The sequence below is a fragment of the Knoellia terrae genome (genome assembly GCF_048606435.1).
GTDB classification, from domain to species: Bacteria; Actinomycetota; Actinomycetes; order Actinomycetales; family Dermatophilaceae; genus Knoellia; species Knoellia terrae.
Window position 1 is genome coordinate 579,599 of record NZ_JBMBWH010000001.1, and the last position, 25,269, is coordinate 604,867.

A 25,269-nucleotide genomic window follows, 5' to 3' on the forward strand; every position below is an offset into this window, starting at 1 on the left:
CCAGCCATGCGTCGAACCCTCACCGTCGTCCTCGCGATGTTTCTCGCCCTCGTCGCCCCGTCGGCCGCGGATGCCTCGGCCGCCCGCGGGACGGACAACGCGACGAGCTGGTACCTCGCGCTGGGTGACTCGCTCGCCGCCGGCTACCAGCCCGGCGTCGGCGACGACCGCGACGGCGGCTACGTCGGTGGCGTGCTCGACGCCGTCCAGGAGGACGCCCCCAAGGCCAGGCTCCGCAACCTCTCGTGCTCGGGCGCGACCACGGCGTCGATGCTCGGCACGGACCGGTGCACCTATCCCGAGGGCTCGCAGGTGGACGCCGCCGTCGAGTTCCTCCGGGCCCACAAGGCCAAGGTCGACCTCGTGACGATCGACATCGGCGCCAACGACGTCACGCCCTGCGCGCGCGGCACGGTCGACCCGGCCTGCGCGCTCGGCGCCGTCGCGACGGTGGAGCGCAACCTCACGACGATCCTCACCCGGCTGCGCGCCGCGACCGGTCCTGACACCGAGATCATCGTCCTCAACTACTACAACCCCTTCCTCGCCGCCTGGCTGACCGGGCCCGCGGGCCAGCAGGTCGCCGGGCTGACGAGCTTCCTCCAGACGCTGCTCAACGGCGCCGTCGCCCGCTCGGCCGCCGCCGTCGACGCCGATGTCGCCGACGTCGCGACCGCGTTCCGCTCGTTCGACCAGACGCCCGTCACCACCGCGTTCGGCACGATCCCGACCAACGTCGCCACGATCTGCGCGTGGACGTGGATGTGCACGAGGAACGACATCCACGCCAACGACGCCGGGTATGCCGTGCTCGCCCAGACCGTCGTGAGCCGCCTCGGCTGAGGGTTCTACAGTGAGCCCGTGCGCATCGCGAGATTCACGACAGGTGAGGACCCGGCATACGGGCTGGTCGACGGAGCCGGCGAGAAGATCGCCGAGATCACCGGTGACCCGCTCTACTCGCGGATCGAGCTGACCGGGGCGACGCACCTCGTCGAGGACGTGCGCCTGCTCGCACCGGTCATCCCTCGTAGCAAGGTCATCGGCATCGGCCGCAACTACGCCGACCACGCCGCCGAGATGGGCGGCGAGGCCCCGGCCGAGCCGATGATGTTCCTCATCCCCAACACCGCGGTCGTCGGCCCCGGTGACCCCGTCGTCATCCCGGGGTTCACGCGAGAGGTGAGCTACGAGGGTGAGCTCGCCGTCGTCATCGGTCGCCTCGCCAAGGACCTCTCGGTCGAGGAGGCGCTGTCGTCGGTGTTCGGCTACACCGTCGCCAACGACGTGACCGCGCGCGACCTCCAGCGCGGCGACGGCCAGTGGGCGCGTGCCAAGGGCATGGACACCTTCTGCCCGCTCGGCCCGTGGATCGAGACCGACCTCGACCCCGCTGCCTGCCGGATCACCACCCGCCTCGAGGGCGACGTCGTCCAGGACGGGCCGACGTCCGACATGGTCCACGGCGTCGCCGAGCTCATCTCGCACGCGTCACGCGCCTTCACGCTGCTGCCGGGTGACGTCATCCTCACCGGCACCCCCGCCGGTGTCGGCCCCGTGGTCGCGGGTCAGCGCGTCGAGGTCGAGATCGACCAGATCGGCACGCTGAGCAACCCGTTCGTCAGCGCGGAGTGACCTCCCCGGCGTCACCAGCCGGGGTCGGCACTCGCCGATCCGAGGGGTGCGCCACTACGGTCGGGTTGTGAGTGACGACAGCATGACCATCGACGAGCCCCAGCAACCGACCTTCGCCGACCTCGGTCTGGACGAGCGGGTGGTGCGCGCGCTCAAGGACATCGGCTACGAGACGCCCTCCCCGATCCAGGCCGCGACCATCCCCGGCCTCCTCGCCGGGAGGCACGTCGTCGGGCTCGCGCAGACCGGGACGGGCAAGACGGCGGCCTTCGCGCTCCCCATCCTCAGCCGGCTCGACCTCAAGCAGAAGTCGCCCCAGGCGCTCGTCCTGGCCCCGACCCGTGAGCTGGCGCTCCAGGTCTGTGAGGCCTTCGAGAAGTACGCCTCGCGGATGCCGGGGGTTCACGTCCTGCCGGTCTACGGAGGCCAGGGCTACGGCGTGCAGCTCAGCGCGCTCCGCCGTGGCGTGCACATCGTCGTCGGCACCCCGGGCCGCATCATGGACCACCTGGAGAAGGGCACCCTCGACCTGTCCGAGCTGCGCTTCCTCGTGCTCGACGAGGCCGACGAGATGCTCAAGATGGGCTTCGCCGAGGACGTCGAGACGATCCTCGCCGACACCCCGGCCGAGAAGCACGTCGCGCTGTTCTCCGCGACGATGCCCTCGCAGATCCGCCGGATCTCGAAGAAGTACCTCACCGACGCCCTCGAGATCACCGTCGAGCGCAAGGCGACGACGACGCCCAACATCACCCAGCGCTACCTCATCGTGTCCTACCCGCAGAAGGTCGACGCGCTGACGCGGATCCTCGAGGTCGAGAACTTCGAGGGGATGATCGTCTTCGTCCGGACGAAGAACGAGACCGAGATGCTCGCCGAGAAGCTTCGCGCCCGTGGGTTCTCCGCAGCGGCCATCAACGGCGACGTCGCCCAGGTGCAGCGCGAACGGACCGTCGCCCAGCTCAAGTCGGGCAAGCTCGACATCCTCGTCGCCACCGACGTCGCCGCCCGCGGCCTCGACGTCGAGCGGATCAGCCACGTCGTCAACTACGACATCCCGACCGACACCGAGTCCTACGTCCACCGCATCGGCCGCACCGGCCGGGCCGGGCGCACGGGTGACGCCATCTCCTTCGTCACCCCGCGCGAGCGCTACCTGCTCAAGGCGATCGAGAAGGCGACCCGCACCACCCTGACCGAGATGCCGCTGCCGACGGTCGAGGACATCAACGCCACGCGCCTCGTGCGGCTCGACGACCGGATCACGACGGCGCTGGCCTCGAGCGAGCTCGACGCCTTCCGCGACGTCATCGCCCACTACGTCCGCGAGCACAACGTGCCCGAGGCCGACGTCGCGGCGGCTCTGGCGATCGTCCTGCAGGGCGACGAGCCGATGCTCCTCGATCCCGAGCCGGTGCGCCCGCCGCGACGCGACCGGGACGAGCGGGGCCCGAGCCGGGACCGCGACGACCGTGGCGGGGGTGGTCGCACGTTCGGTGGCGGGGACCGCGGGTCGCGCAGCGAGCGCGGACCGCGGGGCTCGTCGGGGCCGATGGCGACCTACCGGATCGCCGTCGGGCGTCGCCACAAGGTCGAGCCGCGCCAGATCGTCGGTGCGCTCGCCAACGAGGGCGGGCTCGGTCGCCAGGACTTCGGCCACATCGACATCCGGGCCGACCACTCGCTCGTCGAGCTGCCCGCCACGCTGCCGCCCGGCACCGAGGCCAAGCTGCGCGGCACCCGCATCTCCGGTCAGCTCATCGAGCTCACCGAGTCGCAGGAGCGTGGCGGCCGGCCCGACAAGAAGCCCCACCGCAAGGGCCCCCGCGCCTGACCCGCGGGTGAGGCGTGGTGTCGTATCCGGGCCACCCCGTTCGTGGAGAGGATGAACGACACCGCAGGCGGCCACACGGGCAGCCGGTCGATTCCCGAAGGAGAACCCTCATGACTCAGTACCTGCTCTCGGTCCCCGGCTCCGTCGACGACGAGACCCCCTCGGACGAGGTCATCCAGCAGATGTACTCCGACGTCGAGACGTTCAACACCAAGGTCCGTGAGGCCGGCAAGTGGGTCTTCGCCGGTGGCCTCGAGCCGATCTCCACCGCGACCGTCGTGGACGCCACGGGCGAGAGCCCGACGGTCACCGACGGGCCGTACTCGGAGGCCAAGGAGTTCCTCGGCGGCTTCTGGGTCATCGAGGCGGACGACCTCGACGAGGCTCTCCAGTGGGCCAAGGAGGGCTCCGCCGCGTGCGGCGGCCGCGTCGAGGTCCGTCCGTTCGCCGGCGAGGCGTGAGCCGACCCGACCCGCACGACACGCTCGGCGCGGACGCCGTCGCCACGGTCGTCCGCGCCGAGTACGGGCGCGTCGTCGCCGGGCTCATCCGTCGCTACGGCGACATCGGCCTGGCCGAGGACGCGCTGGGGGAGGCGATCGTCATCGCCCTCGAGCGCTGGCCGCGCGACGGCGTGCCACCCAACCCCGCCGGGTGGCTCACCACCACGGCGAGCCGCAAGGCGCTCGACCACCTGCGGCGCGAACGCGTCCGGGACGAGAAGCACGCCGAGGCCGCCATGCTCACCGACGACACCCTTCCGGAGCCCACGGGCCCGGTTCCCGACGACCGGTTGCGGCTCATCTTCACCTGCTGCCACCCGGCGCTGGCCGAACCCGCCCGCGTCGCGCTGACCCTCCGCCTGCTCGGCGGCCTCACCGTCGCCGAGATCGCACACGCCTTCTTCGTACCCGAGACGACGATGGCGCAGCGCATCACCCGCGCCAAGGCCAAGATCGCCAAGGCCCGCATCCCCTACCGCGTGCCGGGCCCCGAAGACCTCGCCGAGCGGCTCGACGCCGTCCTCGCGGTGCTCTACCTCGTCTACAACGAGGGCTACCTCGGCTCCGGCCCGGAGGCCGCCGACCGTGAGGATCTTGCGCTCGAGGCCATCAGGCTCGCCCGCGCGCTGCGGTCCGTCGCCGCCGCCATCGGCTCGCCCCCCGAGGTCGACGGCCTGCTGGCGCTCATGCTCCTCGGCCAGGCGCGCCGCCCCGCCCGCATCGACGAGGCCGGGCACCTCGTCATGCTCGACGAGCAGGACCGGACCCGCTGGGACGCCGCCCTCGTGGACGAGGGACACGCCCTGGTGCGCGAGTGCCTGCGCCGTGGGCGGCCCGGGCCCTACCAGCTCCAGGCCGCCATCCAGGCCGTGCACACCGACGCACTGGACGTCTCGCTCACCGACTGGGGCCAGGTCGTGGCGCTCTACGACCAGCTGATGCAGGTCCGCCCCTCAGCCGTCGTCGCCCTCAACCGGGCCGTCGCCGTCGCCGAGCTCGACGGGCCGCAGGTCGCTCTGGCCGTCGTCGACGGACTCGAGCTGACGGCATACGCGCCGTGGCACGCGACCCGAGCGGACCTGCTGCGCCGCCTGGGGCGGGACGACGACGCCAGACGCGCGTATGCCGCCGCGATCGCGACCACGCAGAACCCCGCCGAGCGGGCGTGGCTGGCCTCCAGACGGGACCGGCTCGGTCGCCGGTGGGGGAGCCACCGCGGAACTCCCTAGACTCGGGGCACCATGAGCGAGCAGCCCCCCACCGCAGCCAGCAGCCCCCGACTCCGCGTCGCCCCGTCGCCGACGGGGGACCCGCACGTCGGCACGGCCTACATGTCGTTGTTCAACCTCGCGTTCGCGCGACAGCAGGGCGGGCGCTTCCTGCTGCGGATCGAGGACACCGACCGCGCGCGCTTCCGGGCCGACAGCGAGCAGCAGGTCTACGACACCCTGCACTGGCTCGGGCTGACGTGGGACGAGGGGCCCGACATCGGTGGCCCGTTCGCCCCCTACCGCCAGAGCGAGCGCCTCGACACCTACCGTCCCTACGTCGAGCGCCTCCTCGCCGACGGCAAGGCGTACCACTGCTGGTGCACCGGCGAACGGCTCACCCAGATGCGCGAGATGCAGCAGAAGACCAAGCAGCCGACCGGCTACGACCGGCTCTGCCACGGGAAGACCCGCGAGGAGCGCGCCGAGCTGCCCGGCTTCAGCGAGACGCCCGTCGTGCGGATGTTCATCCCCGAGGACGCCCCGCTCACCTTCGAGGACCTCATCCGGGGCACCGTCTCGGCGCCGCGGCCCGACGACCAGGTGATCCTCAAGGCCGACGGCTTCCCGACCTACCACCTCGCCGTCGTCGTCGACGACCACGAGATGGGCATCACCCACGTCGTGCGCGGCGAGGAGTGGATCAGCTCCACGCCCAAGCACGTGCTGCTCTACCAGTGGCTCGGGCTGGAGCCGCCGAAGTTCGCGCACATGCCGCTGCTGCGCAACATCGACAAGTCCAAGATCTCCAAACGCAAGAACCCCGCCGCGCGGCTCACCTGGTTCCGCGAGGAGGGCTATCTCCCGGAGGCGCTGGTCAACTTCCTCGCACTGCTCGCGTACCCGCCGGTGCTGGAGGAGGACGGCACCGAGCGCGAGGTCTTCACCTTCCGCGAGTTCAGTGACGGCTTCGACTGGAAGAAGGTGAACCCGGTCGGGCCGATCTTCGACCTCAAGAAGCTCGACTGGCTCAACGGCGTCCACCTGCGCGCGCTCGACCTGGGGGACTTCACGTCCCGGCTGCTGCCCTTCCTCGAGCGCGACGAGGTGCTCTCCGGCAACCCGTCGCTGGGTGAGCTCGGCCGGCTCAAGGCGGTGGCCGAGCTCATCCAGACCCGCATCGTGCACCTCACCGAGGCCTCGGCCATGGTGCGGCCGTTCTTCGTGGCCGACGACGCCCTCGAGATCGCCGATGACGCCCGCGCCCAGCTCAAGGACGATGCCGGCGCCGTGCTCGACGCCGCGACGCAGGCTCTCGGCGACCTCGACGACCACGGCACCGGTGTGCTGGGCACCGACAGCGGCTGGAACGCCGCCGCCATCGAGTCCGCGCTGCGCGCGGCGGTCGTCGACGGGCTCGGCATCAAGCCGAAGTTCGCGTTCGGCCCGCTGCGGACCGCGGTCTCGGGCCAGCGGATCAGCCCGCCGCTCTTCGAGTCCATGGAGATCCTCGGCAAGACGTCCACCCTGACCCGGCTGCGGGCGCTGCGCGACTCCCTCTGAGGCGTGGGCGCGCGGTACCACCGGACGATTTGGGCGCGGGGGAGCGGACCGGTAGTATCGCTCCTCGGTTCACCGGTGCAGGTGGTCCTCGGACCGCAGCATCAGTGATACCCCCTTGGGGTATGGTGTAATTGGCAACACTACGGTTTCTGGTACCGTCATTCTAGGTTCGAGTCCTGGTACCCCAGCAAGGTCAATGTTCTTGTGGCATAGACCAATTCGAAGATCTCACCGTTCTGCGGTAGTCTTCAAGCGCTGTTCGGGGCTTGCTCCGTCAGCACGGCTAGGGCCCCGTTGTGTAGCGGCCTAGCACGCCGCCCTCTCACGGCGGTAGCGCGGGTTCGAATCCCGTCGGGGCTACAAGCGAGACGTCCCCGTCACCATCACTGGTGGCGGGGACGTTCGCGTATGCCGGGTGCTTCCGTCGCGCTCTCAGGCCGAGTGCTGCTCCTCGGCCGTCTTCGCGTGACGGGCCAGGACCTCGGTGAGCTTGGTGGCGCCGGCGATGACCGTGGCCGCGTGCAGGCGGCCGGGCTGGCGGGAGAGGCGCTCGATGGGGCCGGAGATGGACACGGCGGCGATGACCCGGCCGGAGGGTGAGCGGACCGGGGCGGAGACCGAGGCGACCCCCGCCTCGCGCTCCCCGACGCTCTGCGCCCAGCCGCGACGCCGCACGCCCGAGAGCGTGGTCGCGTTGAAGGCCGCGCCCTGGAGGCCGCGGTGGAGCCGGTCCGGCTCCTCCCACGCGAGGAGCACCTGGGCCGCCGAGCCGGCGAGCATCGTCAGGCTCGCGCCGATCGGGATCGAGTCGCGCAGGCCGACAGGCCGCTCCGCCGCGGAGACGCAGATGCGGTGCTCGCCCTGCCGGCGGAAGAGCTGGGCGCTCTCGTTGGTGTGGTCGCGCAGCGCGCCGAGGACCGGGCCCGCAGCGGCGAGCAGGCGGTCCTCACCCGCGGCGGCGGCCAGCTCACCGAGCCGCGGGCCGAGCACGAACCGCCCCTGGAGGTCGCGGCCCACGAGGCGGTGGTGCTCGAGGGCCACCGCGAGGCGGTGCGCGGTCGGGCGGGCGAGCCCGGTCGCCGTGACGAGCTGGGCGAGGGTCGAGGGACCGGCCTCGAGGGCGCTCAAGACGATGGCGGCCTTGTCGAGCACGCCGACCCCACTGGTGTTGTCCATGTCTTGATACTGCCGTCCCAAGCCGTGAGACGCAAGTCCACCACTCGGAGGCGCGTGCGAACCTCGGACGGAGCGATGTCGCCGACCCGCATGCGGCGACGTCCCGGACCCGTTTCGTGGAGGTGTTGGCCGTGGGCAGGACCCTGGCAGAGAAGGTGTGGGACGCACACGTCGTGCGTCAGGGCGAGGGCGAGCCGGACCTGCTCTACATCGACCTCCACCTCCTCCACGAGGTGACGAGCCCGCAGGCCTTCGACGGGCTGCGCCTGTCGGGCCGTCCGGTGCGGCGCACCGACCTCACCCTGGCGACCGAGGACCACAACGTCCCCACGACGCCCGGTCCGATCACCGACCCGATCAGCCTGACCCAGGTCCACACGCTGCGGCGCAACTGCGAGGAGTTCGGCATCCGGCTCTACCCCATGGGTGACGCCGAGCAGGGCATCGTGCACGTCGTGGGGCCGCAGCTCGGCCTCACCCAGCCCGGGATGACCGTCGTCTGCGGCGACAGCCACACCTCGACGCACGGGGCGTTCGGCGCCCTGGCGTTCGGCATCGGCACCTCCGAGGTCGAGCACGTCCTCGCGACGCAGACCCTCCCGCTCAAGCCGTTCCGCACGATGGCCATCACGGTCGAGGGCGAGCTGGCCGACGGAGTCACGTCGAAGGACATCGTCCTGGCCGTCATCGCCAGGATCGGGACCGGCGGCGGGCAGGGCTACGTCCTGGAGTACCGCGGCAGCGCGATCAGGGGGCTCTCCATGGAGGGCCGGATGACCGTCTGCAACATGTCCATCGAGGCCGGTGCCCGCGCGGGGATGATCGCCCCCGACGAGACGACCTTCGCCTACCTCGAGGGCCGCCCACACGCCCCGCAGGGTGCCGACTGGGACGCCGCCGTGGCGAGCTGGCGCAAGCTGCACACCGACGAGGACGCCGAGTTCGACGCCGAGGTGGTCATCGACGCGTCCACCCTGACCCCCTTCGTCACGTGGGGCACCAACCCCGGTCAGGGTGCGCCCCTGGGTGAGAGCGTCCCCGACCCGTCGACGATGGACGACACCGAGCGCCAGTCCGCGGAGCGGGCGCTCGAGTACATGGGCCTCGTCGCCGGCACCCCCCTGCGCCGGATCGCGGTCGACACGGTCTTCGTGGGCTCGTGCACCAACGGCCGCATCGAGGACCTTCGGGCCGCCGCTGCTGTCGTCAAGGGTCGTCGCGTCGCCGACGGCGTCCGCATGCTCGTCGTCCCCGGCTCGGCCCGGGTGCGCCTCCAGGCCGAGGCCGAGGGCCTCGACACGGTCTTCACCGAGGCAGGCGCCGAGTGGCGCCTCCCCGGCTGCTCGATGTGCCTGGCGATGAACCCCGACAAGCTGGCTCCGGGGGAGCGCAGCGCCTCGACGTCCAACCGCAACTTCGAGGGACGCCAGGGCAAGGGTGGCCGCACCCACCTCGTCAGCCCGCTCGTCGCCGCCGCCACCGCGGTGCGCGGCACCCTCTCGAGCCCCTCCGACCTCGAGCCGGTCGCCCCGGCCGACCTCGTCCCGCAGGAGGCCTGACGTGGATGCCTTCACGACCCACACCGGCACCGGCGTCCCGCTGCGCCGCAGCAACGTCGACACCGACCAGATCATCCCGGCCGAGTACCTCAAGCGGGTGACCAAGTCCGGCTTCGAGGACGGTCTCTTCGCCGCGTGGCGCAAGGACGAGACCTTCGTCCTCAACGACCCCACGTATGCCGCGGGCTCGATCCTCGTCGCCGGTCCCGACTTCGGGACGGGCAGCTCGCGCGAGCACGCGGTCTGGGCCCTGATGAACTACGGCTTCCGGGTCGTCGTCTCGTCGCGCTTCGCGGACATCTTCCGCGGCAACAGCGGCAAGGCCGGCCTGCTGACGGCCCAGTGCAGCCAGGACGACGTGGAGCTGCTCTGGAAGCTCCTCGAGAACGAGCCCGGGACGGCCGTGACGGTCGACCTCGTGAGCCGCACCATCACCGCCGGTGACGTCGTCGCAGCGTTCGAGGTCGACGACTACACCCGCTGGCGTCTGCTCGAAGGCCTGGACGACATCTCCCTCACGCTGCGGCACGAGCCCGACATCACGGCATACGAGCAGCGTCGCCCGTTCTGGAAGCCGGTCACGAGCTGACCTGACGGTGTGCGACACGCCGTGTGGCAGTGGGCAGTTCACGTCGCGCAGGCGTCGCGACAGCGTGTGACGCATGTGACTGGTGTGACATCGCCGCGGGCGGCTCACGCTGCCCCGCGCATCGTCACGGTCGGCCGCGACACCGCAGAACCGTTGTGGGACAGGCGAACTGGCGCAACGGGTGCTGCGTTCCCCGAAGGCCCCATCGCGATGGTCCCCGAGGTGGGAGCCGGCGCAGAGAGTTCCCAAAGTCCCTGTGGGACAACGGAAACCATCGCGGGGTGATGGACTCGCCTGTTCCGCGGGCCTAACGTCGACTCCAGGACAGGCGCTCGTCTGGACCACACACCTCGTCGGGTCGTCCCGGCGGCAGACCGATGGAGAGACAGTGAACAAGGGAGAACTCGTCCGGGAGCTCGAGAAGCGTCTCGGCAGCCGCAAGGCAGCGACCGAGGCCCTCGATGCGGTCCTCGACACGATCGTCCGCGAGGTCACCAAGGGTGGCAAGGTCGGCATCACCGGCTTCGGCACGTTCGACCGCGCGGAGCGCGCCGCGCGCACCGGGCGCAACCCCCGCTCGGGCGCCAGCGTCCGCATCCCCAAGTCGAAGGCGCCCCGGTTCCGCGCCGGTGCGGCCTTCAAGGCGTACGTCAAGAAGCCCTCCACCCTTCCGAAGGCCTCCCCGGCGGCCCAGCGTGCGAGCGCCGGCACGGCGGCAGCCTCCAAGGCGGCTGCACCGGCCAAGAAGGCGGCCACCGCGACCAAGGCGGCCGCGAAGAAGGCGACGACCGCCACGACGACTGCCGCCAAGAAGGCCACCAGCACGGCGTCGACCGCCACCAAGGCCACCACCAAGAAGGCCACCCCCACGACGGCGAGCAAGACCGCCGCCAAGAAGGCCCCGGCCACCAAGGCCTCGGCCACCCCGGCGCGCAAGACCTCCGCGTCCACGGGCACCGCCAAGAAGTCGGCGACCAGGGCGAGCGCCACCAAGGCGAGCGCGACCAAGGCGACGACGGCCAAGGCGACGACGACGAAGGCCGCGGCCAAGAAGGCCCCGGCGTCGAAGACGACGACGGCCAAGAAGACGACGGCCAAGAAGGCGACGCGCTGACGCGTCCACACCATGGCAGGGCCGGCACCTCGGGGTGCCGGCCCTGCTGGCGTCAGGGGGTCAGCGGATCGTCTCTCCCGGACCGATGCCGACGATCCACACCCGCGTCACCGTGGTGCCGTCGAGCTCGATGCTGACGCGCTGACCGGGCCGCACATGGCGCAGGGCGCTGCCGGCGAAGACCTCTGCCGGCCAGGACACGAGCCGGCCGTCGTCGAGCAGCGCGGAGCCGGAGCCGTCCTCGGCGAAGGTGTGGATGCTCGCTTGCACGCCCCGACGCTATCGCTCGAGAGCGGCGAGGGTGCGGGGCCCGACCGGAAGGTGGGTCACGGCGTGCCGCAGCGAGATTTCGTCGTCCACGTCGTGCCGCAGGCCGGGGAGGTCGAGGTCGAGCCGGCGGTGGCCGAGAGCGAGGTGGCGGGCGGCGCTGCCGGGCCCGAAGGCCGGTGCCGGCACGGTCGTGAGGCTGGAACCCAGCAGTGCGGTGCCGGTGCCCTCCGCGTCGGGGACGAAGAAGGTGTCGTGGGGCAGGCCGGTGGCCAGGGCGGTGGCCAGCTCCTCCTCGGTGAGGCCGGGGTGGTCCCCGAGGAGCACCGCCACCGGTCCGGCCCCGCCGGCCCGTGCCGCGCGGATGCCGGCGGTGCTGGCCGCGTCCAGGCCGCCGCCGGGGTCGGGCACCACGGTGAAGCCCGACCGTTCGGCGTGTGCCGCCTCGTCCACGTCCGAGGTCACGACGACGAGCCCCGCAGGGCCGACGACACGTGCGGCGACGTCGAGCGTGTCGCGGACGATCGCCGCGACGAGGGCCCCGTCGTCGAGGGAGCGGCGCAGCCGTGACTTGGCCCCGAGCCCACCCTTGACGGGAACGACGAGGTGCCAGCCGGTTCCGCCGGATGACTCCATGCCGTGATCCTGCCTCACGGCCCGGCCTGCTCGACAGCACCCCCGGCGGCAACCAAGATGTCGCCAGACCGCATCGGCCCTCCGAGGAGCCCACCCGCCGACCCGCCACGAAAGGCCCGGATGAAGTTCGGACCGCGCGACTCCCCACCGGCCTACAGGTTCGTGGTCACGCTCCTGCGGCCCCTCCTCATGGCCCTCACCCGGCGGGACTGGACCGGGCTCGAGCACCTGCCTCGTGACCGCGGCTTCGTCGCCGTGTCCAACCACGTGTCGCACCTCGACGCCCTCGTCCTCGCCCACTTCCTCAACGACGCGGGAGTCGTCCCGCACTTCCTCGGCAAGGTGGAGGTCTTCCGGGTGCCCGTGGTCGGAGCCATCGTGCGGGCAGCCGACCAGATCCCCGTCCACCGCGGGACCGGCCGGGCGTCGGACGCGTGGTCGGCGGCGATCGACGCGGTGCGTGCCGGCAAGTGCGTCGGCATCTATCCCGAGGGCACCCTGACGCGTCAGCCCGACCTGTGGCCGATGCGCGGGAAGACCGGTGCGGCCCGGGTGGCGCTGCTGACCCGCTGCCCGGTCGTGCCCATCGCGCAGTGGGGCACCCAGGACGTCCTGCCTCCCTACAGCCACCGCCCGAGCGTGCTGCCGCGGCACACGGTCAGGATGCGAGCCGGTGCACCGGTCGACCTCGGCGACCTCTACGACCGGCCCCTCACGGCCGAGGTGCTCGCCGAGGCGACGGAGCGGATCATGGCTGCGGTCACCAGGGAGCTCGAGGCGCTGCGCGGCGAGCAGGCACCCCCCGGGCGCTACGACCCGCGCGAGCACGGGCTGCCGGGCACCGGGCCGCCGCGTGGCGCCACCGTGACGGGGCGTTCCGGCCCGCGTGCGCGCCCAGACCCCCCACAATGGGCCGACGGACCCAACGAGGAATCCCGGGACGGCCCCGACGACGGTGAGGACCACACGTGACGACTGCAGCGGTGTTCGGGACGGGCAGCTGGGGGACGGCCTTCGCGGCCGTCCTCGCCGATGCGGGCACCGACGTGCGCATGTGGGGGCGCCGGTCCGAGGTGGTCGACGCGATCAACGCCGGGTGCAACGACGAGTACCTCCCGGAGCTGCCGCTGCCCGAGCGCATCTCGGCGACGTCGGACCCTGAGGAGGCAGCCGCCGGGGCCGACATCGTCGTGCTCGCGGTGCCGTCGCAGACGCTGCGTGCCAACCTCACGACGTGGGGCTGGGTGCTTCCGGATGACGCCGCGGTCGTCTCGCTGATGAAGGGCGTCGAGCTCGGCACGACCAAGCGGATGAGCGAGGTCATCGCCGACGCCGCGGGCATCGACACCGGACGCATCGTCGTCGTCTCGGGCCCGAACCTGGCGCGCGAGATCGCCGTGAAGCAGCCGGCGGCGAGCGTCGTCGCCGCCGCCGACGAGCGGGTGGCGCAGCGGGTCGCGGACGCCTGCGCGGCGCCGTACTTCCGGCCCTACACGCACACCGACGTCGTCGGGACCGAGATCGCCGGCGCGACCAAGAACGTCATCGCCCTCGCCGTCGGCATGGCCGAGGGGCTCGGCATGGGGGACAACTCCAAGGCCTCGATCATCACCCGCGGGCTCGCCGAGACGACGCGGCTCGGGACGGCGCTCGGCGCCGACCCGGTGACCTTCGCCGGGCTCGCGGGGATCGGTGACCTCATCGCCACCTGCATGTCGCCGCTGTCGCGCAACCACAGCTTCGGCGTGCGGCTGGGTCAGGGCATGGCCGTCGACGAGGTCGTCGCGGTGACGAGGCAGACCGCAGAGGGCGTGAAGTCGTGTACGTCCATCCTCGACCTCGCCCGGCAGCACGGCGTCGACGTGCCGATCATCGAGCAGGTCAACGCGATGATCACCGAGGGCAGGACGGCGCCGCACGTCGTCGGCGCACTCCTCTCCCGGCCCCGCAAGGCCGAGACCGGCTGACGAGCCGGCTCAGAGCGCCCCGAGCGCCGCGTCGAGGTCGCGCCACAGGTCGTCGACGTCCTCGATCCCGACCGAGAGGCGCAGGAGGTTATCGGGCACGGCCTCGGGCTCGCCCGGCTGGCGGCGACGGCGCTCGATCTGGCTCTCGACCCCGCCCAGGCTGGTCGCGTGCACCCAGAGCCGGGTCGCGGCGGCCACGCGCTCGGCGGCGTCCGCGTCACCCGCGACGTCGATCGAGACCATGGCCCCGAAGCCGGGGTAGCGCACCCGCTCCACACCGGCGTGGCCCCCGAGCCGCTCGGCGAGGACCCGGGCGTTGGCGCTCGCCCGCTCGAGCCGCACCGACAGCGTGCGCAGGCCGCGCAGGGCCAGCCAGGCCTCCATGGGCCCGGCGATGGCGCCGTGCATCTGCCGGTGCCTCCGGAGGCGCTCGTGCAGCGCCCGGCCCGTCTCCGACGGGCCGGTGACCGTCGCCCCGAGGAGCAGGTCGCTGTGCCCGGAGAGGTACTTCGTCACGGAGTGCACGACGACGTCGGCGCCGAGGTCGAGCGGCTGCTGGAGCAGGGGGGTCGCGAAGGTGTTGTCGACGACGACGAGCAGCCCGCGCTCATGGGCGGCGGACGCCAGCGCCGCGACGTCGGCCACGTCGAGCAGCGGGTTGGTCGGCGACTCCACCCAGAGCATCGCCGCGCCGTCGAGGGCGCCGACCACCGCGTCCGTGACGGTCACGTCCACGGGCGTGACGACGACCTCACCGGCGGCCTCGCGGTCGGCCAGCGTTACGAGGGTGCCGTTGTAGGCGGCGGTCGGCACGACGACCCGCCCACCGTGGGGGACGAGCGAGAGCGCTGCCGCCACCGCGGCCATGCCGGAGGCGAAGACGAGGGCGTCGCCACCCTCCAGCGAGCCCAGCGCCTCCTCGAAGGCGGACCAGGTGGGGTTGCCGCCACGGCCGTAGCTCACCGCCCCGTCCGCGTGGTAGGTCGAGCTCATCGTCAGCGGTGCGCCGACCTGCTCACCGGGGGCGGACGGCACACGGCCGAGGGACACGAGGCGGGTGGCTGGGCTCAGCTCGACGGGTTCCACACGGGCGAGCGTATGCCGCCCGCACCGGGCCTGCGGGATAGGGTCGCTGGCGATGAACACCGAGAACACGCCCAGCGACGTCGCCGCAGGTCCGGGGTCCGACGGCGAACCGCGCCGCCTGCGGGTGGCCCTCGTCTTCGGCGGCCGTTCCTCTGAGCACGCCGTGTCCTGCGCCACCGCCGCGAGCGTCATGTCGGCCCTCGACCCCGAGCGCTACGACGTGCTGCCGATCGGAATCGCCAAGGACGGCAGCTGGGTGCTGGCCGCCAACGACCCCGAGCCGTTGCGGCTCGCGCCGGGGCACATCCCCGAGGTCGACGCGTCCGCTCCGAGCGTGCTCGTGCCGATGAGCGCGACGGCCCGCCACCTCATCGTCCACGAGGCCGGGCAGCCGCCGCGAGAGCTGAACGAGGTGGACGTCGTCTTCCCGCTCCTGCACGGGCCGTTCGGCGAGGACGGCACCATCCAGGGGATGCTCGACCTGGCCGACGTCCGCTACGTCGGGTCCGGGGTGACGGCCTCCGCGGTGATGATGGACAAGCACATGATGAAGGTCGTGTTCCAGGCTGCAGGGCTCCCGGTCGGCCCCTACGTCGTCGTGACCGACCGCGAGTGGCAGCGGGACCCGGAGGCGGCCCTCGACGCCGTGGGCGCGCTCAGCTACCCCGTCTTCGTCAAGCCCGCCCGGGCCGGCTCGAGCATGGGGATCTCCAAGGTCGACGGCCCCGAGGGGCTGCGCGCCGCGGTCGAGGCGGCGCGCGAGCACGATCCCAAGGTCGTCGTCGAGCAGGGCGTCGTCGGCCGCGAGATCGAGTGCGGCGTCCTCGACGGCCACGGCACCGATGCCCCGCGCACCAGCCCCCTGGGGGAGTGCATCGTCGTCCAGGGTCACGCCTTCTACGACTTCGAGGCCAAGTACCTCGACGACGACGGCATCCGCCTCGAGGCACCGGCCGACGTCCCGCCGGCAGTCGCCGACCAGATCGCGCAGATGGCGGTCACGGCGTTCACCGTCGCCGGGTGCGAGGGTCTGGCCCGCTGCGACTTCTTCCTCACCGGGACGGGCGAGGTGCTGATCAACGAGATCAACACGATGCCGGGCTTCACCCCCAGCTCGATGTACCCGCGGATGTGGGCGGCGGCCGGCCTGACCTACCCCGAGCTCATCGACGAGCTCATCGGGCTCGCCATGGAGCGTCGGGTCGGCCTGCGCTGACCTGTCCCGCACTGTCCTGCCCTCAGGTGCAGGAGAGCGAGTTCGTCGGGAGCCGGTTGGCGGCCTCGGTGAAGGCGGGCAGCAGGAGCGGCTCGGGCGCGTAGGCCTTGGGGACGAGCACCTCGATGGCCGGGTCGCGCCCGAAGGTCGTGAACCTCGTCCCGTCACTGAGCGGCTGGGCCACCCAGCCCAGCCCGTCGACCTCGATGCAGTCCTGCGTCGTGGGGGCGAGGGCGGGCACCCCGCACCGGGCGATGATGGCCGGGTCACCATAGGCGGCGCCGGCGCTCGCGTCGCTCACCTCGCGGCGCTCCTGCCCACCGGCCCGCGCCGGCCACGACGCCGCCACGGCACGGCAGGCGGCACCGGTCGCCAGGGGTGTGGGCGCGACCTCGACGGCCGAGGAGCACCCGGAGAGCGCGACGACGGCGGTGGCGCCGAGCACCACCGCCGTCGTCGAACGCTGTCGAGCGAGCACGCTCAGACGTGCACCACCGTGCAGGTGAGGGTCCGGGTGATGCCTTCGACCTCCTGGATCTTCGCGATGACGAGCTTGCCGAGCTCGTCCACGGTCTCGGCCTCGACGCGGGCGATGCAGTCGTAGGGGCCGGTGACGTCCTCGGCGAGGGCCACTCCCGGGATCGCTGCGATCGCCTCGGCCACGGCCGCTGCACGACCGACCTCGGTCTGAATCAGGATGTAGGCCTGGACCACTGGGTGTCACCTCACTGTCGGGGAGGGGCTCGGTGCGCCGCTCCGTCGGAGTCTTCTCGGTCTTCGTCGACCGTCGCCGGGGCGACGGTGTCTGCACGGTACCGTGCCGGGAGTCCGCACGTCTCGGGTGGTTCAGGAGGTGGGTGTGTGGCCGCGCACACGACGATCGGCTCGGTCAGCGAGTCCGAGCTGCTGGGGCGGATCCTCCCGTTGTTCGGTCGGAGCCCGTATGCCGGTGCCGGTGTCGTCGTCCCTCCGGGAGACGACGCCGCGGTCCTCGCGACGACCGGGTCCGTGGTCCTGACGACCGACTCGATGGTGCGCGGCCGCGACTGGCGCGACGACTGGTCGAGCGGGCACGACGTCGGGATCAAGGTCGTCGCCCAGAACGTCTCCGACGTGGCCGCGATGGGCGCCGTGGCCACCGGGCTGCTCGTCGCGGTCGCCGCCGACCCCGAGACCGAGCTCGCGTGGGTCCTCGACCTCACCGCCGGGATCGCCGCCGCCGCCGAGGACGCCCGCTGTCCGGTCGTCGGCGGAGACCTGTCGTCGGCGCCGAGCGGCGTCGTCGTCGTGTCCGTGACGGCGTTCGGCGACCTGGGGGGCCGGACACCGGTGCTGCGATCCGGTGCTCGCCCCGGTGACGTGGTGGCCGTGGCGGGCTCCCTCGGCTGGTCCGGGGCCGGGCTGGCGCTGCACGAGCAGGGCCGGGAGGACCCGATCGCCGGCGAGGGCCCCGGCCGCCACCTCGACGAGGTCGACAAGGCCGTGTCGCTGCTCATGTGGTTCCACCGCTCGCCCCGCCCGCCCTGGGAGTCCGGTCCGCTGGCCGCGCAGGCCGGTGCGACGTCGATGATCGACGTGTCCGACGGGCTCGTGCGCGACGGCGCCCGGATCGCGACCGCCAGCGGGGTGGAGCTGGCGCTCGACGAGGAGGCGCTGCGGCTCGGCTTCCTCACCGGCCCGATCGAGACGGCCCTCGGCGCCGAGGCGGGCTGGCCGCAGGTCCTGGCCGGGGGAGAGGAGCACTCGCTGCTCGCGACCTTCCCCGAGGGTGCGGTGCCCGAGGACGCGGCAGCGCCGTGGACGGTCGTCGGCAGGGTGCTCGAGGCCGGTCCGCAGGGTCCGCGGCTCACGGTCGGCGGAGCCGTCCCGAGCGTGACCGGCTGGGACCACTTCGCCGGCTGACCGGCATACGCCGACTGACCGGGGGGACGACGAACGGGGCGTCGTCCACGATCGGACGACGCCCCGTTCGGGGTACGGCTAGGGGGTCAGCGCTTGACCTTGCCGGCCTTGAGGCAGGAGGTGCAGACGTTGAGACGCTTCGGGGTCACACCCTTGTCACCGACAAGAGCCTTCACGCGCTGGATGTTGGGGTTCCAGCGTCGCTTGGTGCGGCGGTGCGAGTGCGAGATGCTGTGGCCGAAGCCGGGTCCCTTGCCGCAGACATCGCAGTTGGCAGCCACGGGTGGTCTCCTTGAGTCAGGTGTCATACGGGAGCGCTGGATGATCAGCCGTCCCAGGTCGATGGTCCGGTGCCCGCCCCGGAGGGGGCTCACGCGGAACCGTCAAAGCGTAGCCGAGTTCGGGTGTGGGTCCAAAACGCGTCGGGGGCGCCCGATAGCCTGCCACCGTGCCAGCCGTTCTCGACGCCGATGGAGCCCGCCTCTGGGGGGCCCTGACCCGCGCCGCGTTCGCCGCCCGGCGCACCGAGATGGACGCGCTCAACGTGTTCCCGGTGCCGGACGGGGACACCGGCACCAACCTCTATCTGACGATGGACACCGCGCTCGAGGACGTCAAGGTCGCCCACGCGGCCCAGGGCATCATCGGCACGGCCAGCCTCGTCGACGAGGCGCGCAACCTCTCCCGCGCCCTGCTTCTGTCGGCTCGCGGCAACTCCGGTGTCATCGTCAGCCAGATCGTCGCCGGCCTCAGCGCCGTCGTCATCGAGGAGGGGCTGACCGAGGTGGACGGGCCCGCGCTCGCCCGCGCCATCACGCGCGGGGCCCAGCTCGCGAGGGCCAGCGTCGCCCACCCGCAGGAGGGCACGATCCTCACCGTCGCCGACGCCGCCGCGGCGGGTGCGACCGAGGCCGCCGCGGAGGGCGGGGACGCCGCCGAGGTGGCCGCGTCCGCTCTCAGCGACGCCGAGGCCGCGCTCGTGCGCACGCCCGAACAGCTCCCCGCGCTGGCCCGGGCCGGGGTCGTCGACGCCGGTGGCGCCGGCTGCGTGCTCATGATCGAGGCGCTGCACCGGGTCCTGACGGGCAGCTGGGCCGAGGGGTCCGCCCCGCTGCACCACGCCTCCGAGGACCTGCTCCCCAAGACCTCGTGGCACATCGAGGGGGGCGCGGGCGACCCTCCCGGCGAGGAGGCCGGCAGGGCGAGAGATCCGTTCGCTCCCACGCCGACCTCCGCGGTCGGGCCCGCCTTCGAGGTGATGTTCCTCCTCGACCACTGTGACGACGAGCGCGTCGCCACGCTCAGGGACACCCTCGACGGGCTGGGCGACTCGCTGCTCGTCGTCGGTGGGCCGGACCTCTGGAACGTCCACGTGCACGTCGACGACGTCGGCGCCGCGGTGGAGGCCGGCATCGCCGCCGGGCGCCCGCACCGGGTCAAGGTCACGCACTTCGCCACCCAGGTCGCCGCCAAGGAGACTCAGCAGGTGGCCGTGGTCGCGTGTGCCGCCGGACCCGGCATGGCGACGATCCTCGAGGAGGCCGGCGCCACCGTGGTCCTCAGCTCGCCGGGAGCGCGCGCCTCGGCGGGCCAGCTGCTCGAGGCGATCCACGAGACCGGAGCCGGCTCGGTCATCGTCCTGCCCAACGACAAGGACACGCTCATGGCCGCCGAGGTGGCGTGCCGTGCCGCCACCGAGGAGGGGATCGTCACGGCGATCGTCCCGGCGCGCACCGCCGTGCAGGGCCTGGCGGCGCTCGCCGTCGTCGACCTCGGCAAGGGTCTGCGCGAGAACGCCATCTCGATGACCAGTGCCGCGGTCGCCACACGACACGGCGCGGTGTCGGTCGCCTCCCGTGAGGTGCTGACCTGGGCCGGGCACGTCACACCCGGCGACGTCCTGGGCATCGTCAGCGGCGACGTCGCGCTCATCGGGGACGACCTCGCGACCGTCGCCCACCAGGTGCTCGACCGGCTGCTCTCCGGAGGCGGTGAGCTCGTCACCCTCGTGTCCGGGGCGGACGCGGACGACGCCCTGGTCGACGCCGTCGCCGACCGGCTGGCCAAGGAGCACGCCGAGGTCGAGGTCGTCCGCCTCGACGGAGGCCAGCAGGTCTACCCGCTGCTCGTGGGGGTGGAGTAGACCCGTGTACACGGAGGCCACTCCGCTCACCAAGGTCCTCGCCGCCCGGGAGGCGAAGAAGTTCAAGGACTCCCGGGGCATCACCACGGTCGGTGACCTCCTCGCCTACTGGCCGCGTCGCTACCAGAGCCCCGAGAGCAACCTCGCCGCCGCGACGGTCGGCTCCTACATCGTCGCCGTCGCCGAGGTGAAGTCGGCGACGACGAGGTCGATGAAGGCGCGCCGCGGCACGATGCTGCAGGCCGTCATCACGGACGGGACCAAGGACCTCGAGATCACCTTCTTCAAGGCCTGGGGCCACGAGGGCAAGCTCGTCCCGGGCACGAAGGCCCTCTTCGCCGGGAAGGTCTCGTCCTTCAACAACCGTCTCCAGCTCGCCCACCCCGGCTACTCGCTGCTGAGCGACTTCGACCAGGGGAAGCGGCGCGACCTCATCCCCATCTACAAGGCGGTGGGCAACCTCCACACGTGGACGGTGACCGAGTGCGTGCGCATGGTGCTCGACCTGCTCGTCGAGAGCCCCGAGGCCATCCCCGAGGACGTCCTCGACCGGCGCGACCTCCTCGACCGCACGTCCGCCCTGCGAGGCATCCACACCCCCGAGTCGATGGCCGAGGTGGCGCAGGCCCGACGGCGCATGTCCTACGAGGAGGCGTTCGTCCTCCAGCTCGCCCTCGCCCAGCGCCGGGCCCGGCAGGCACAGGAGTCGACGATCGCCCGGTCGCCCCGACCGGGTGGCCTGCTCGACGCGTTCGACGCCCGGCTGCCCTTCACGCTCACCGCCGGGCAGGTCGATGTGGGGCGCACGCTCGCCGAGGAGATGGCTCGCGACGTCCCGATGCACCGGCTCCTGCAGGGTGAGGTGGGCTCGGGCAAGACCGTCATCGCGGTGCGGGCCATGCTCGCCGCCGTCGACTCCGGGGGACAGGCGGCTCTGCTCGCGCCGACCGAGGTCCTCGCCGCCCAGCACCACCGGTCGATCAGCGCGATGCTCGGCGACCTCGCCGAGGGTGGCCTGCTCGGAGGAGCGGAGATCGGCACCCGGGTCACGCTGCTGACCGGCAGCATGTCGACCGCGGCCCGTCGCCGGGCCCTCCTCGACATCGCCAGCGGGGACGCCGGCATCGTCGTCGGGACGCACGCCCTCATCCAGGAGCACGTGAGCTTCCAGGACCTCGCGCTCGTCGTCGTCGACGAGCAGCACCGCTTCGGCGTCGAGCAGCGGGATGCCCTGCGCGGCAAGGCCGCCCAGCCGCCGCACGTGCTCGTCATGACCGCCACCCCGATCCCGCGCACCGTGGCGATGACCGTCTTCGGTGACATGGAGACGTCCACGCTGAGCGAGCTCCCCGCCGGTCGGGCACCGATCACGACGCACGTCGTCCCGGAGGACAAGCCGGGGTGGATGCAGCGCACCTGGCAGCGGATCGCCGAGGAGGTCGCCCAGGGGCGCCAGGCCTACGTCGTGTGCCCTCGCATCGGCGACGACGACGACCCCGACGAGGGCGCCGAGATCTTCGCCGCCGACGTGACCGGCGACTCGGACGGCGACGACGGGGGTGGTGACGACGACGGCGAGGCACCCCCGCCGCGCCCGCTCGCCTCCGTCCACCGCGTCCACGCAGAGCTCGTCGCCAACCCGGCCCTGGCCGGCCTCCGGGTCGAGGTGCTCCACGGTCGCCTGCCCGCCGACGAGAAGGACGCCGTCATGCGTGACTTCGCCGCCGGGCAGATCGACGTCCTCGTCTCCACGACCGTCATCGAGGTCGGGGTCGACGTGCCCAACGCCAGCGTCATGGTCGTCATGGACGCCGACCGGTTCGGGGTCTCCCAGCTGCACCAGCTGCGCGGCCGGGTCGGGCGCGGCGGCCTGCCCGGTCTGTGCCTGCTCGTCCACGCGGGCGACGGGGAAGCCGCCCACGAGCGGCTCGACGCCGTGGCCGGCACCACCGACGGCTTCGAGCTGGCCCGCATCGACCTCCGCCAGCGTCGGGAGGGCGACATCCTCGGGTCCTCCCAGCACGGGGTCCGCAGCCAGCTGCAGTTCCTCCACGTCCTCGAGGACGAGGCCCTCATCATGGCGGCCCGTGAGGACGCCGTCGCGGTGGTGGCCGACGACCCCGACCTCGCGGCACATCCGCGACTCGCCGAGCTCGTCGACGCACGCGTCGACACCGAGCAGGCGGCATACCTGGAACGAGGGTGACATGACCAGGGTCATCGCCGGCACGGCCGGCGGACGAGAGCTGCGCACTCCGGCCGGGCGCGGCACGCGTCCGACGAGCGACCGCGTGCGCGAGGCGCTCTTCTCCGCCCTCGAGGCGCGCGACGCGCTCTCCGGCGCGCGCGTCCTCGACCTGTATGCCGGCTCGGGCGCCCTCGGTCTCGAGGCCGCCAGCCGCGGCGCCGCGGAGGTGACGCTCGTCGAGTCCGACCGTGCCGCCGCGTCGGTCATCCGCGACAACGCCGCGCGGCTGGGGCTGCGGGTGTCCGTGCTGCCGCTGACGGTGACGTCCGCGCTCGGGGGTGCGGCCCGCCCGCTGGACCTCGTGTTCCTCGACCCGCCGTACGACCTTCCGGAGGAGTCGCTCGGCGCGGACCTGACGGCACTGGTGTCGCGGGGATGGCTCGCCGATCAGGCGCTCGTCGTCGTCGAGCGGTCGAAGCGCTCGGCCGAGCCGACGTGGCCGGCGGGCCTGGAACCCGAGCGGGGAAAGAAGTACGGCGAGACGGTCGTCTGGTACGCCATCCACGAGGAGCCAGCGTCCACAAAGCCCGGGTGATCAGCGAGGATGGCCCCATGACCGACTACGCGATCCCGCGCCCGACCAGTGGCGACGTCCTCGAGCTGATCCTCACCGACCACCGCCTCTTCGAGGACCTCATCCGGGAGTGCCGGCGCAACGACAGCGACCGCTCCGCGGCCCGGAGCGCGCTCGCCGAGCTGATCGTGGCGCACGGTGAGGCCGAGGAGGAGAAGGTCTACCCCACGCTGCGCACCAAGCGCGCGATCGGCGCGCACGAGCAGGAGCACGGCGAGGAGGAGCACGCCGAGATCAACGAGGCGCTCGTCGCCTTCCTCGAGGCCAAGGGCACCGACACCGAGAAGTACGACTCCGCCCTCGAGGAGCTGGCCACGGTGCTCAACCACCACGCCAACGAGGAGGAGCAGACCATCCTCAACCCGGCGCGCGAGGAGGTCTCCGAGCAGGCCAGGACCGAGCTGGGCGAGGTCTGGCTGGCCCGTCGCAACGAGCTGCTCGACCACGGGTGCGCGAGCCTCGAGCAGGTGAAGGCGATCCTGCACCGCGCCGAGAAGGAGGGCGTCATCGCCGCGCCCGAGGCCAGGGAGAAGGCGGACGAGATCAAGGACGCCGCCAAGGAGGAGGCCACGAAGGTCGAAGAGGCCTCCAAGGCGGCCGCCGCCAAGGACTGAGCGGCGCACGGGCCGCCGAGGTCCGCACGCCGTAGGGTGGCGCGCGTGAGCGAGCAGCAGATTCGACGGGCCGTCTGCCCGGGGTCCTACGACCCGGTCACCCTCGGCCACGTCGACGTGCTCGTGCGCGCTGCCCGGCTCTACGACGAGGTCGTCGTGGCGGTGCTCCACAACCCGGCCAAGCAGGGCACCTTCGCCGTGGAGGAGCGCATCGGCTTCGTCGAGCGCTCCCTGCCGGAGGACGTGCGGCAGCGGGTGCGGGTCGAGGCCTTCGCGGGGCGGCTGCTCGTCGACGTCTGCCGTGACGTGGGGGCCGATGCCATCGTCAAGGGCCTGCGCAGCGCGACCGACTTCGCCTACGAGCTCCCGATGGCGCTGATGAACCGGCACCTCACGGGCGTCGAGACGGTGTTCCTCCCCGGCGCGCCCGAGCTCGAGCACGTGTCGAGCTCGCTGGTCAAGGAGGTGTCGCGGTTCGGGGGAGACCTCACCGGCCTCGTCCCCGACGAGGTCCGCGACGCCCTCGTCGCGCTGCGGGCGACCCCCTGACCCGGACGGCGCATTTGGGCAGGTGGACCACCCTCCGGTAATGTTGACGGTCGGTCTGCGTCAGCCGTGACGCGAACCGAACCACTCGACCACGGCAAGGGCAATGACTCGTCTCGATCCACGATCTCCACTGGTGCTCGACACCAAGGAGGTCGGCCGGCGACCCGGCTCGATGGCGGAGCTCTCGCGCGAGGTCGAGGCACCAGCCGACTTCGGCACGGAGGTGCTGCGCGTCGCCGAGGGGGAACCCTTGGAGATCGACGTGCGGCTCGAGTCCGTCGTCGAGGGCGTCCTGGTCACCGGTTCGGTCCACGCCACGGCGACCGGCGCCTGCGTGCGGTGCCTGGATCCGATCAGTCACGACGTGACTGGCCGCTTCCAGGAGCTGTTCGCCTACGCCGATCGCAACGCCCACCACCAGGAGGTGGGCGACGAGGACGCAGCCGAGGTGTATCTCGTCGAGGACGGTCTGATCGACCTCGACGAGGTGCTCCGGGACGCGGTGGTGCCCTCACTGCCGTTCCAGCCCGTGTGTCGTCCGGACTGCCCGGGGTTGTGTTCCGAATGCGGGATGCGCCTCGAGGAGGACCCGGACCACGCACATGACGTGATCGACCCCAGGTGGGCGGCTCTCACGGACCTCGCGTCCGAGCCGTCCACGACGCAGACTTCAGATAGGACCTGACGTGGCTGTTCCGAAGCGGAAAGTGTCGCGCTCCAACACCCGCCACCGCCGTGCCAACTGGAAGGCGACCCCGGTCACCCTGACCGCGTGCCCCCAGTGCAAGGCCCCGACGCAGCCGCACATCGCGTGCCCGTCGTGCGGGTCCTACAACGGTCGCCACTACGGCGTGGCCGAGCGCACCGAGCACCAGGGCTGAGCCCA

The 25,269-nt window shown here is 72.2% G+C and carries 27 protein-coding genes and 2 tRNA genes; 22 read left to right on the plus strand and 7 right to left on the minus strand.

All coding sequences use genetic code 11. The features are described from left to right. Positions 1–6 precede the first annotated feature (6 nt). The 8 genes from ACOJV9_RS02830 to ACOJV9_RS02865 all read left to right on the plus strand — a co-directional run bounded on the left by ACOJV9_RS02830 (position 7) and on the right by ACOJV9_RS02865 (position 7,103). Positions 7–843 carry an SGNH/GDSL hydrolase family protein gene (locus ACOJV9_RS02830; protein WP_420183651.1) on the plus strand — a complete coding sequence of 279 codons (837 nt, stop codon included), beginning with the start codon at positions 7–9 and terminating at the stop codon, positions 841–843. Positions 844–861: 18 nt separating this feature from the next. Further along, positions 862–1,635 (plus strand): fumarylacetoacetate hydrolase family protein, encoded by a 774-nt coding sequence (locus ACOJV9_RS02835; protein ID WP_420183652.1) that lies wholly within the window; start codon positions 862–864, stop codon positions 1,633–1,635. Positions 1,636–1,717: 82 nt separating this feature from the next. Then, the gene (locus tag ACOJV9_RS02840; RefSeq protein WP_420183768.1) at positions 1,718–3,469 is read left to right on the plus strand and encodes a DEAD/DEAH box helicase; all 1,752 of its coding nucleotides are present in this window, start codon (positions 1,718–1,720) and stop codon (positions 3,467–3,469) included. 110 nt (positions 3,470–3,579) lie between these two features. Next, positions 3,580–3,930: a YciI family protein gene (locus ACOJV9_RS02845; protein WP_420183653.1), complete on the plus strand. Its 351-nt coding sequence runs from the start codon at positions 3,580–3,582 to the stop codon at positions 3,928–3,930. Further along, positions 3,927–5,201, plus strand: coding sequence for an RNA polymerase sigma factor (locus ACOJV9_RS02850; protein WP_420183654.1), 1,275 nt, complete (start codon positions 3,927–3,929; stop codon positions 5,199–5,201). The genes ACOJV9_RS02845 and ACOJV9_RS02850 overlap by 4 nt, the downstream gene beginning before the upstream one ends. Before the next feature lie 12 nt (positions 5,202–5,213). Then, complete coding sequence (gltX, locus tag ACOJV9_RS02855; RefSeq protein WP_420183655.1) at positions 5,214–6,743, plus strand: glutamate--tRNA ligase; 1,530 nt, start codon at positions 5,214–5,216, stop codon at positions 6,741–6,743. 116 nt (positions 6,744–6,859) lie between these two features. Next, positions 6,860–6,931 (plus strand) — tRNA-Gln (locus tag ACOJV9_RS02860). 99 nt (positions 6,932–7,030) lie between these two features. Next, positions 7,031–7,103 (plus strand) — tRNA-Glu (locus tag ACOJV9_RS02865). Positions 7,104–7,175: 72 nt separating this feature from the next. Here the strand turns inward: ACOJV9_RS02865 and ACOJV9_RS02870 are convergent. Continuing rightward, positions 7,176–7,919, minus strand: coding sequence for an IclR family transcriptional regulator (locus tag ACOJV9_RS02870; RefSeq protein ID WP_420183656.1), 744 nt, complete (start codon positions 7,917–7,919; stop codon positions 7,176–7,178). A 131-nt stretch (positions 7,920–8,050) separates the two neighbouring features. Between ACOJV9_RS02870 and leuC the strand changes: the two genes are divergently transcribed. The 3 genes from leuC to ACOJV9_RS02885 all read left to right on the plus strand — a co-directional run bounded on the left by leuC (position 8,051) and on the right by ACOJV9_RS02885 (position 11,181). Next, complete coding sequence (gene leuC, locus ACOJV9_RS02875; RefSeq protein WP_420183657.1) at positions 8,051–9,478, plus strand: 3-isopropylmalate dehydratase large subunit; 1,428 nt, start codon at positions 8,051–8,053, stop codon at positions 9,476–9,478. Between the two features lies 1 nt (position 9,479). Continuing rightward, complete coding sequence (gene leuD, locus ACOJV9_RS02880) at positions 9,480–10,067, plus strand: 3-isopropylmalate dehydratase small subunit (RefSeq protein ID WP_420183658.1); 588 nt, start codon at positions 9,480–9,482, stop codon at positions 10,065–10,067. A 388-nt stretch (positions 10,068–10,455) separates the two neighbouring features. Continuing rightward, positions 10,456–11,181, plus strand: a complete 726-nt coding sequence (locus ACOJV9_RS02885; RefSeq protein WP_420183659.1) for an HU family DNA-binding protein — start codon at positions 10,456–10,458, stop codon at positions 11,179–11,181. Positions 11,182–11,241: 60 nt separating this feature from the next. Here the strand turns inward: ACOJV9_RS02885 and ACOJV9_RS02890 are convergent, their stop codons facing one another. Both ACOJV9_RS02890 and cofC read right to left on the minus strand, forming a co-directional pair. After that, positions 11,242–11,451, minus strand: a complete 210-nt coding sequence (locus ACOJV9_RS02890) for a hypothetical protein (RefSeq protein ID WP_420183660.1) — start codon at positions 11,449–11,451, stop codon at positions 11,242–11,244. Positions 11,452–11,460: 9 nt separating this feature from the next. Then, a complete protein-coding gene (cofC, locus tag ACOJV9_RS02895; RefSeq protein ID WP_420183661.1) occupies positions 11,461–12,084 on the minus strand; it encodes a 2-phospho-L-lactate guanylyltransferase in 624 nt (207 codons plus the stop codon). 120 nt (positions 12,085–12,204) lie between these two features. Between cofC and ACOJV9_RS02900 the strand changes: the two genes are divergently transcribed. Then, positions 12,205–13,056 carry a lysophospholipid acyltransferase family protein gene (locus ACOJV9_RS02900; RefSeq protein ID WP_420183662.1) on the plus strand — a complete coding sequence of 284 codons (852 nt, stop codon included), beginning with the start codon at positions 12,205–12,207 and terminating at the stop codon, positions 13,054–13,056. Then, on the plus strand, positions 13,053–14,051 hold the full coding sequence (locus ACOJV9_RS02905) for an NAD(P)H-dependent glycerol-3-phosphate dehydrogenase (protein ID WP_420183663.1): 999 nt from the start codon (positions 13,053–13,055) through the stop codon (positions 14,049–14,051). The genes ACOJV9_RS02900 and ACOJV9_RS02905 overlap by 4 nt, the downstream gene beginning before the upstream one ends. A 9-nt stretch (positions 14,052–14,060) precedes the next feature. Here ACOJV9_RS02905 and ACOJV9_RS02910 read toward each other — a convergent pair whose 3' ends face one another. Continuing rightward, the gene (locus ACOJV9_RS02910) at positions 14,061–15,137 is read right to left on the minus strand and encodes a trans-sulfuration enzyme family protein (protein ID WP_420183664.1); all 1,077 of its coding nucleotides are present in this window, start codon (positions 15,135–15,137) and stop codon (positions 14,061–14,063) included. Between the two features lie 52 nt (positions 15,138–15,189). Between ACOJV9_RS02910 and ACOJV9_RS02915 the strand changes: the two genes are divergently transcribed. Further along, complete coding sequence (locus ACOJV9_RS02915) at positions 15,190–16,353, plus strand: D-alanine--D-alanine ligase family protein (RefSeq protein WP_420183665.1); 1,164 nt, start codon at positions 15,190–15,192, stop codon at positions 16,351–16,353. 22 nt (positions 16,354–16,375) lie between these two features. Here the strand turns inward: ACOJV9_RS02915 and ACOJV9_RS02920 are convergent, their stop codons facing one another. Together ACOJV9_RS02920 and ACOJV9_RS02925 are read right to left on the minus strand one after the other, a co-directional pair. After that, positions 16,376–16,831: a DUF3515 family protein gene (locus tag ACOJV9_RS02920; protein WP_420183666.1), complete on the minus strand. Its 456-nt coding sequence runs from the start codon at positions 16,829–16,831 to the stop codon at positions 16,376–16,378. 2 nt (positions 16,832–16,833) lie between these two features. Next, complete coding sequence (locus tag ACOJV9_RS02925; RefSeq protein ID WP_035951055.1) at positions 16,834–17,067, minus strand: Lrp/AsnC ligand binding domain-containing protein; 234 nt, start codon at positions 17,065–17,067, stop codon at positions 16,834–16,836. A 147-nt stretch (positions 17,068–17,214) separates the two neighbouring features. On the opposite strand from ACOJV9_RS02925, the gene thiL reads away from it, so the two are divergent. Beyond that, positions 17,215–18,255: a thiamine-phosphate kinase gene (gene thiL / locus ACOJV9_RS02930; RefSeq protein ID WP_420183667.1), complete on the plus strand. Its 1,041-nt coding sequence runs from the start codon at positions 17,215–17,217 to the stop codon at positions 18,253–18,255. A gap of 86 nt (positions 18,256–18,341) precedes the next feature. Here the strand turns inward: thiL and rpmB are convergent, their stop codons facing one another. Continuing rightward, positions 18,342–18,536, minus strand: coding sequence for a 50S ribosomal protein L28 (gene rpmB / locus ACOJV9_RS02935; protein WP_009778186.1), 195 nt, complete (start codon positions 18,534–18,536; stop codon positions 18,342–18,344). Positions 18,537–18,703: 167 nt separating this feature from the next. Between rpmB and ACOJV9_RS02940 the strand changes: the two genes are divergently transcribed. The 7 genes from ACOJV9_RS02940 (at position 18,704) to rpmF (ending at position 25,264) form a co-directional block, all read left to right on the plus strand. Continuing rightward, positions 18,704–20,398, plus strand: coding sequence for a DAK2 domain-containing protein (locus ACOJV9_RS02940; protein WP_420183668.1), 1,695 nt, complete (start codon positions 18,704–18,706; stop codon positions 20,396–20,398). Positions 20,399–20,402: 4 nt separating this feature from the next. Next, positions 20,403–22,604 (plus strand): ATP-dependent DNA helicase RecG, encoded by a 2,202-nt coding sequence (locus ACOJV9_RS02945; protein WP_420183669.1) that lies wholly within the window; start codon positions 20,403–20,405, stop codon positions 22,602–22,604. Position 22,605: 1 nt separating this feature from the next. Next, a complete protein-coding gene (rsmD, locus tag ACOJV9_RS02950; protein WP_420183670.1) occupies positions 22,606–23,181 on the plus strand; it encodes a 16S rRNA (guanine(966)-N(2))-methyltransferase RsmD in 576 nt (191 codons plus the stop codon). A gap of 17 nt (positions 23,182–23,198) precedes the next feature. After that, on the plus strand, positions 23,199–23,834 hold the full coding sequence (locus ACOJV9_RS02955; protein WP_420183671.1) for a hemerythrin domain-containing protein: 636 nt from the start codon (positions 23,199–23,201) through the stop codon (positions 23,832–23,834). A 45-nt stretch (positions 23,835–23,879) separates the two neighbouring features. Next, positions 23,880–24,383: a pantetheine-phosphate adenylyltransferase gene (coaD, locus tag ACOJV9_RS02960; RefSeq protein ID WP_420183672.1), complete on the plus strand. Its 504-nt coding sequence runs from the start codon at positions 23,880–23,882 to the stop codon at positions 24,381–24,383. A 103-nt stretch (positions 24,384–24,486) separates the two neighbouring features. Continuing rightward, complete coding sequence (locus ACOJV9_RS02965) at positions 24,487–25,068, plus strand: YceD family protein (protein WP_420183673.1); 582 nt, start codon at positions 24,487–24,489, stop codon at positions 25,066–25,068. Position 25,069: 1 nt separating this feature from the next. After that, positions 25,070–25,264 (plus strand): 50S ribosomal protein L32, encoded by a 195-nt coding sequence (rpmF, locus tag ACOJV9_RS02970; protein ID WP_420183674.1) that lies wholly within the window; start codon positions 25,070–25,072, stop codon positions 25,262–25,264. Positions 25,265–25,269: the final 5 nt, after the last annotated feature.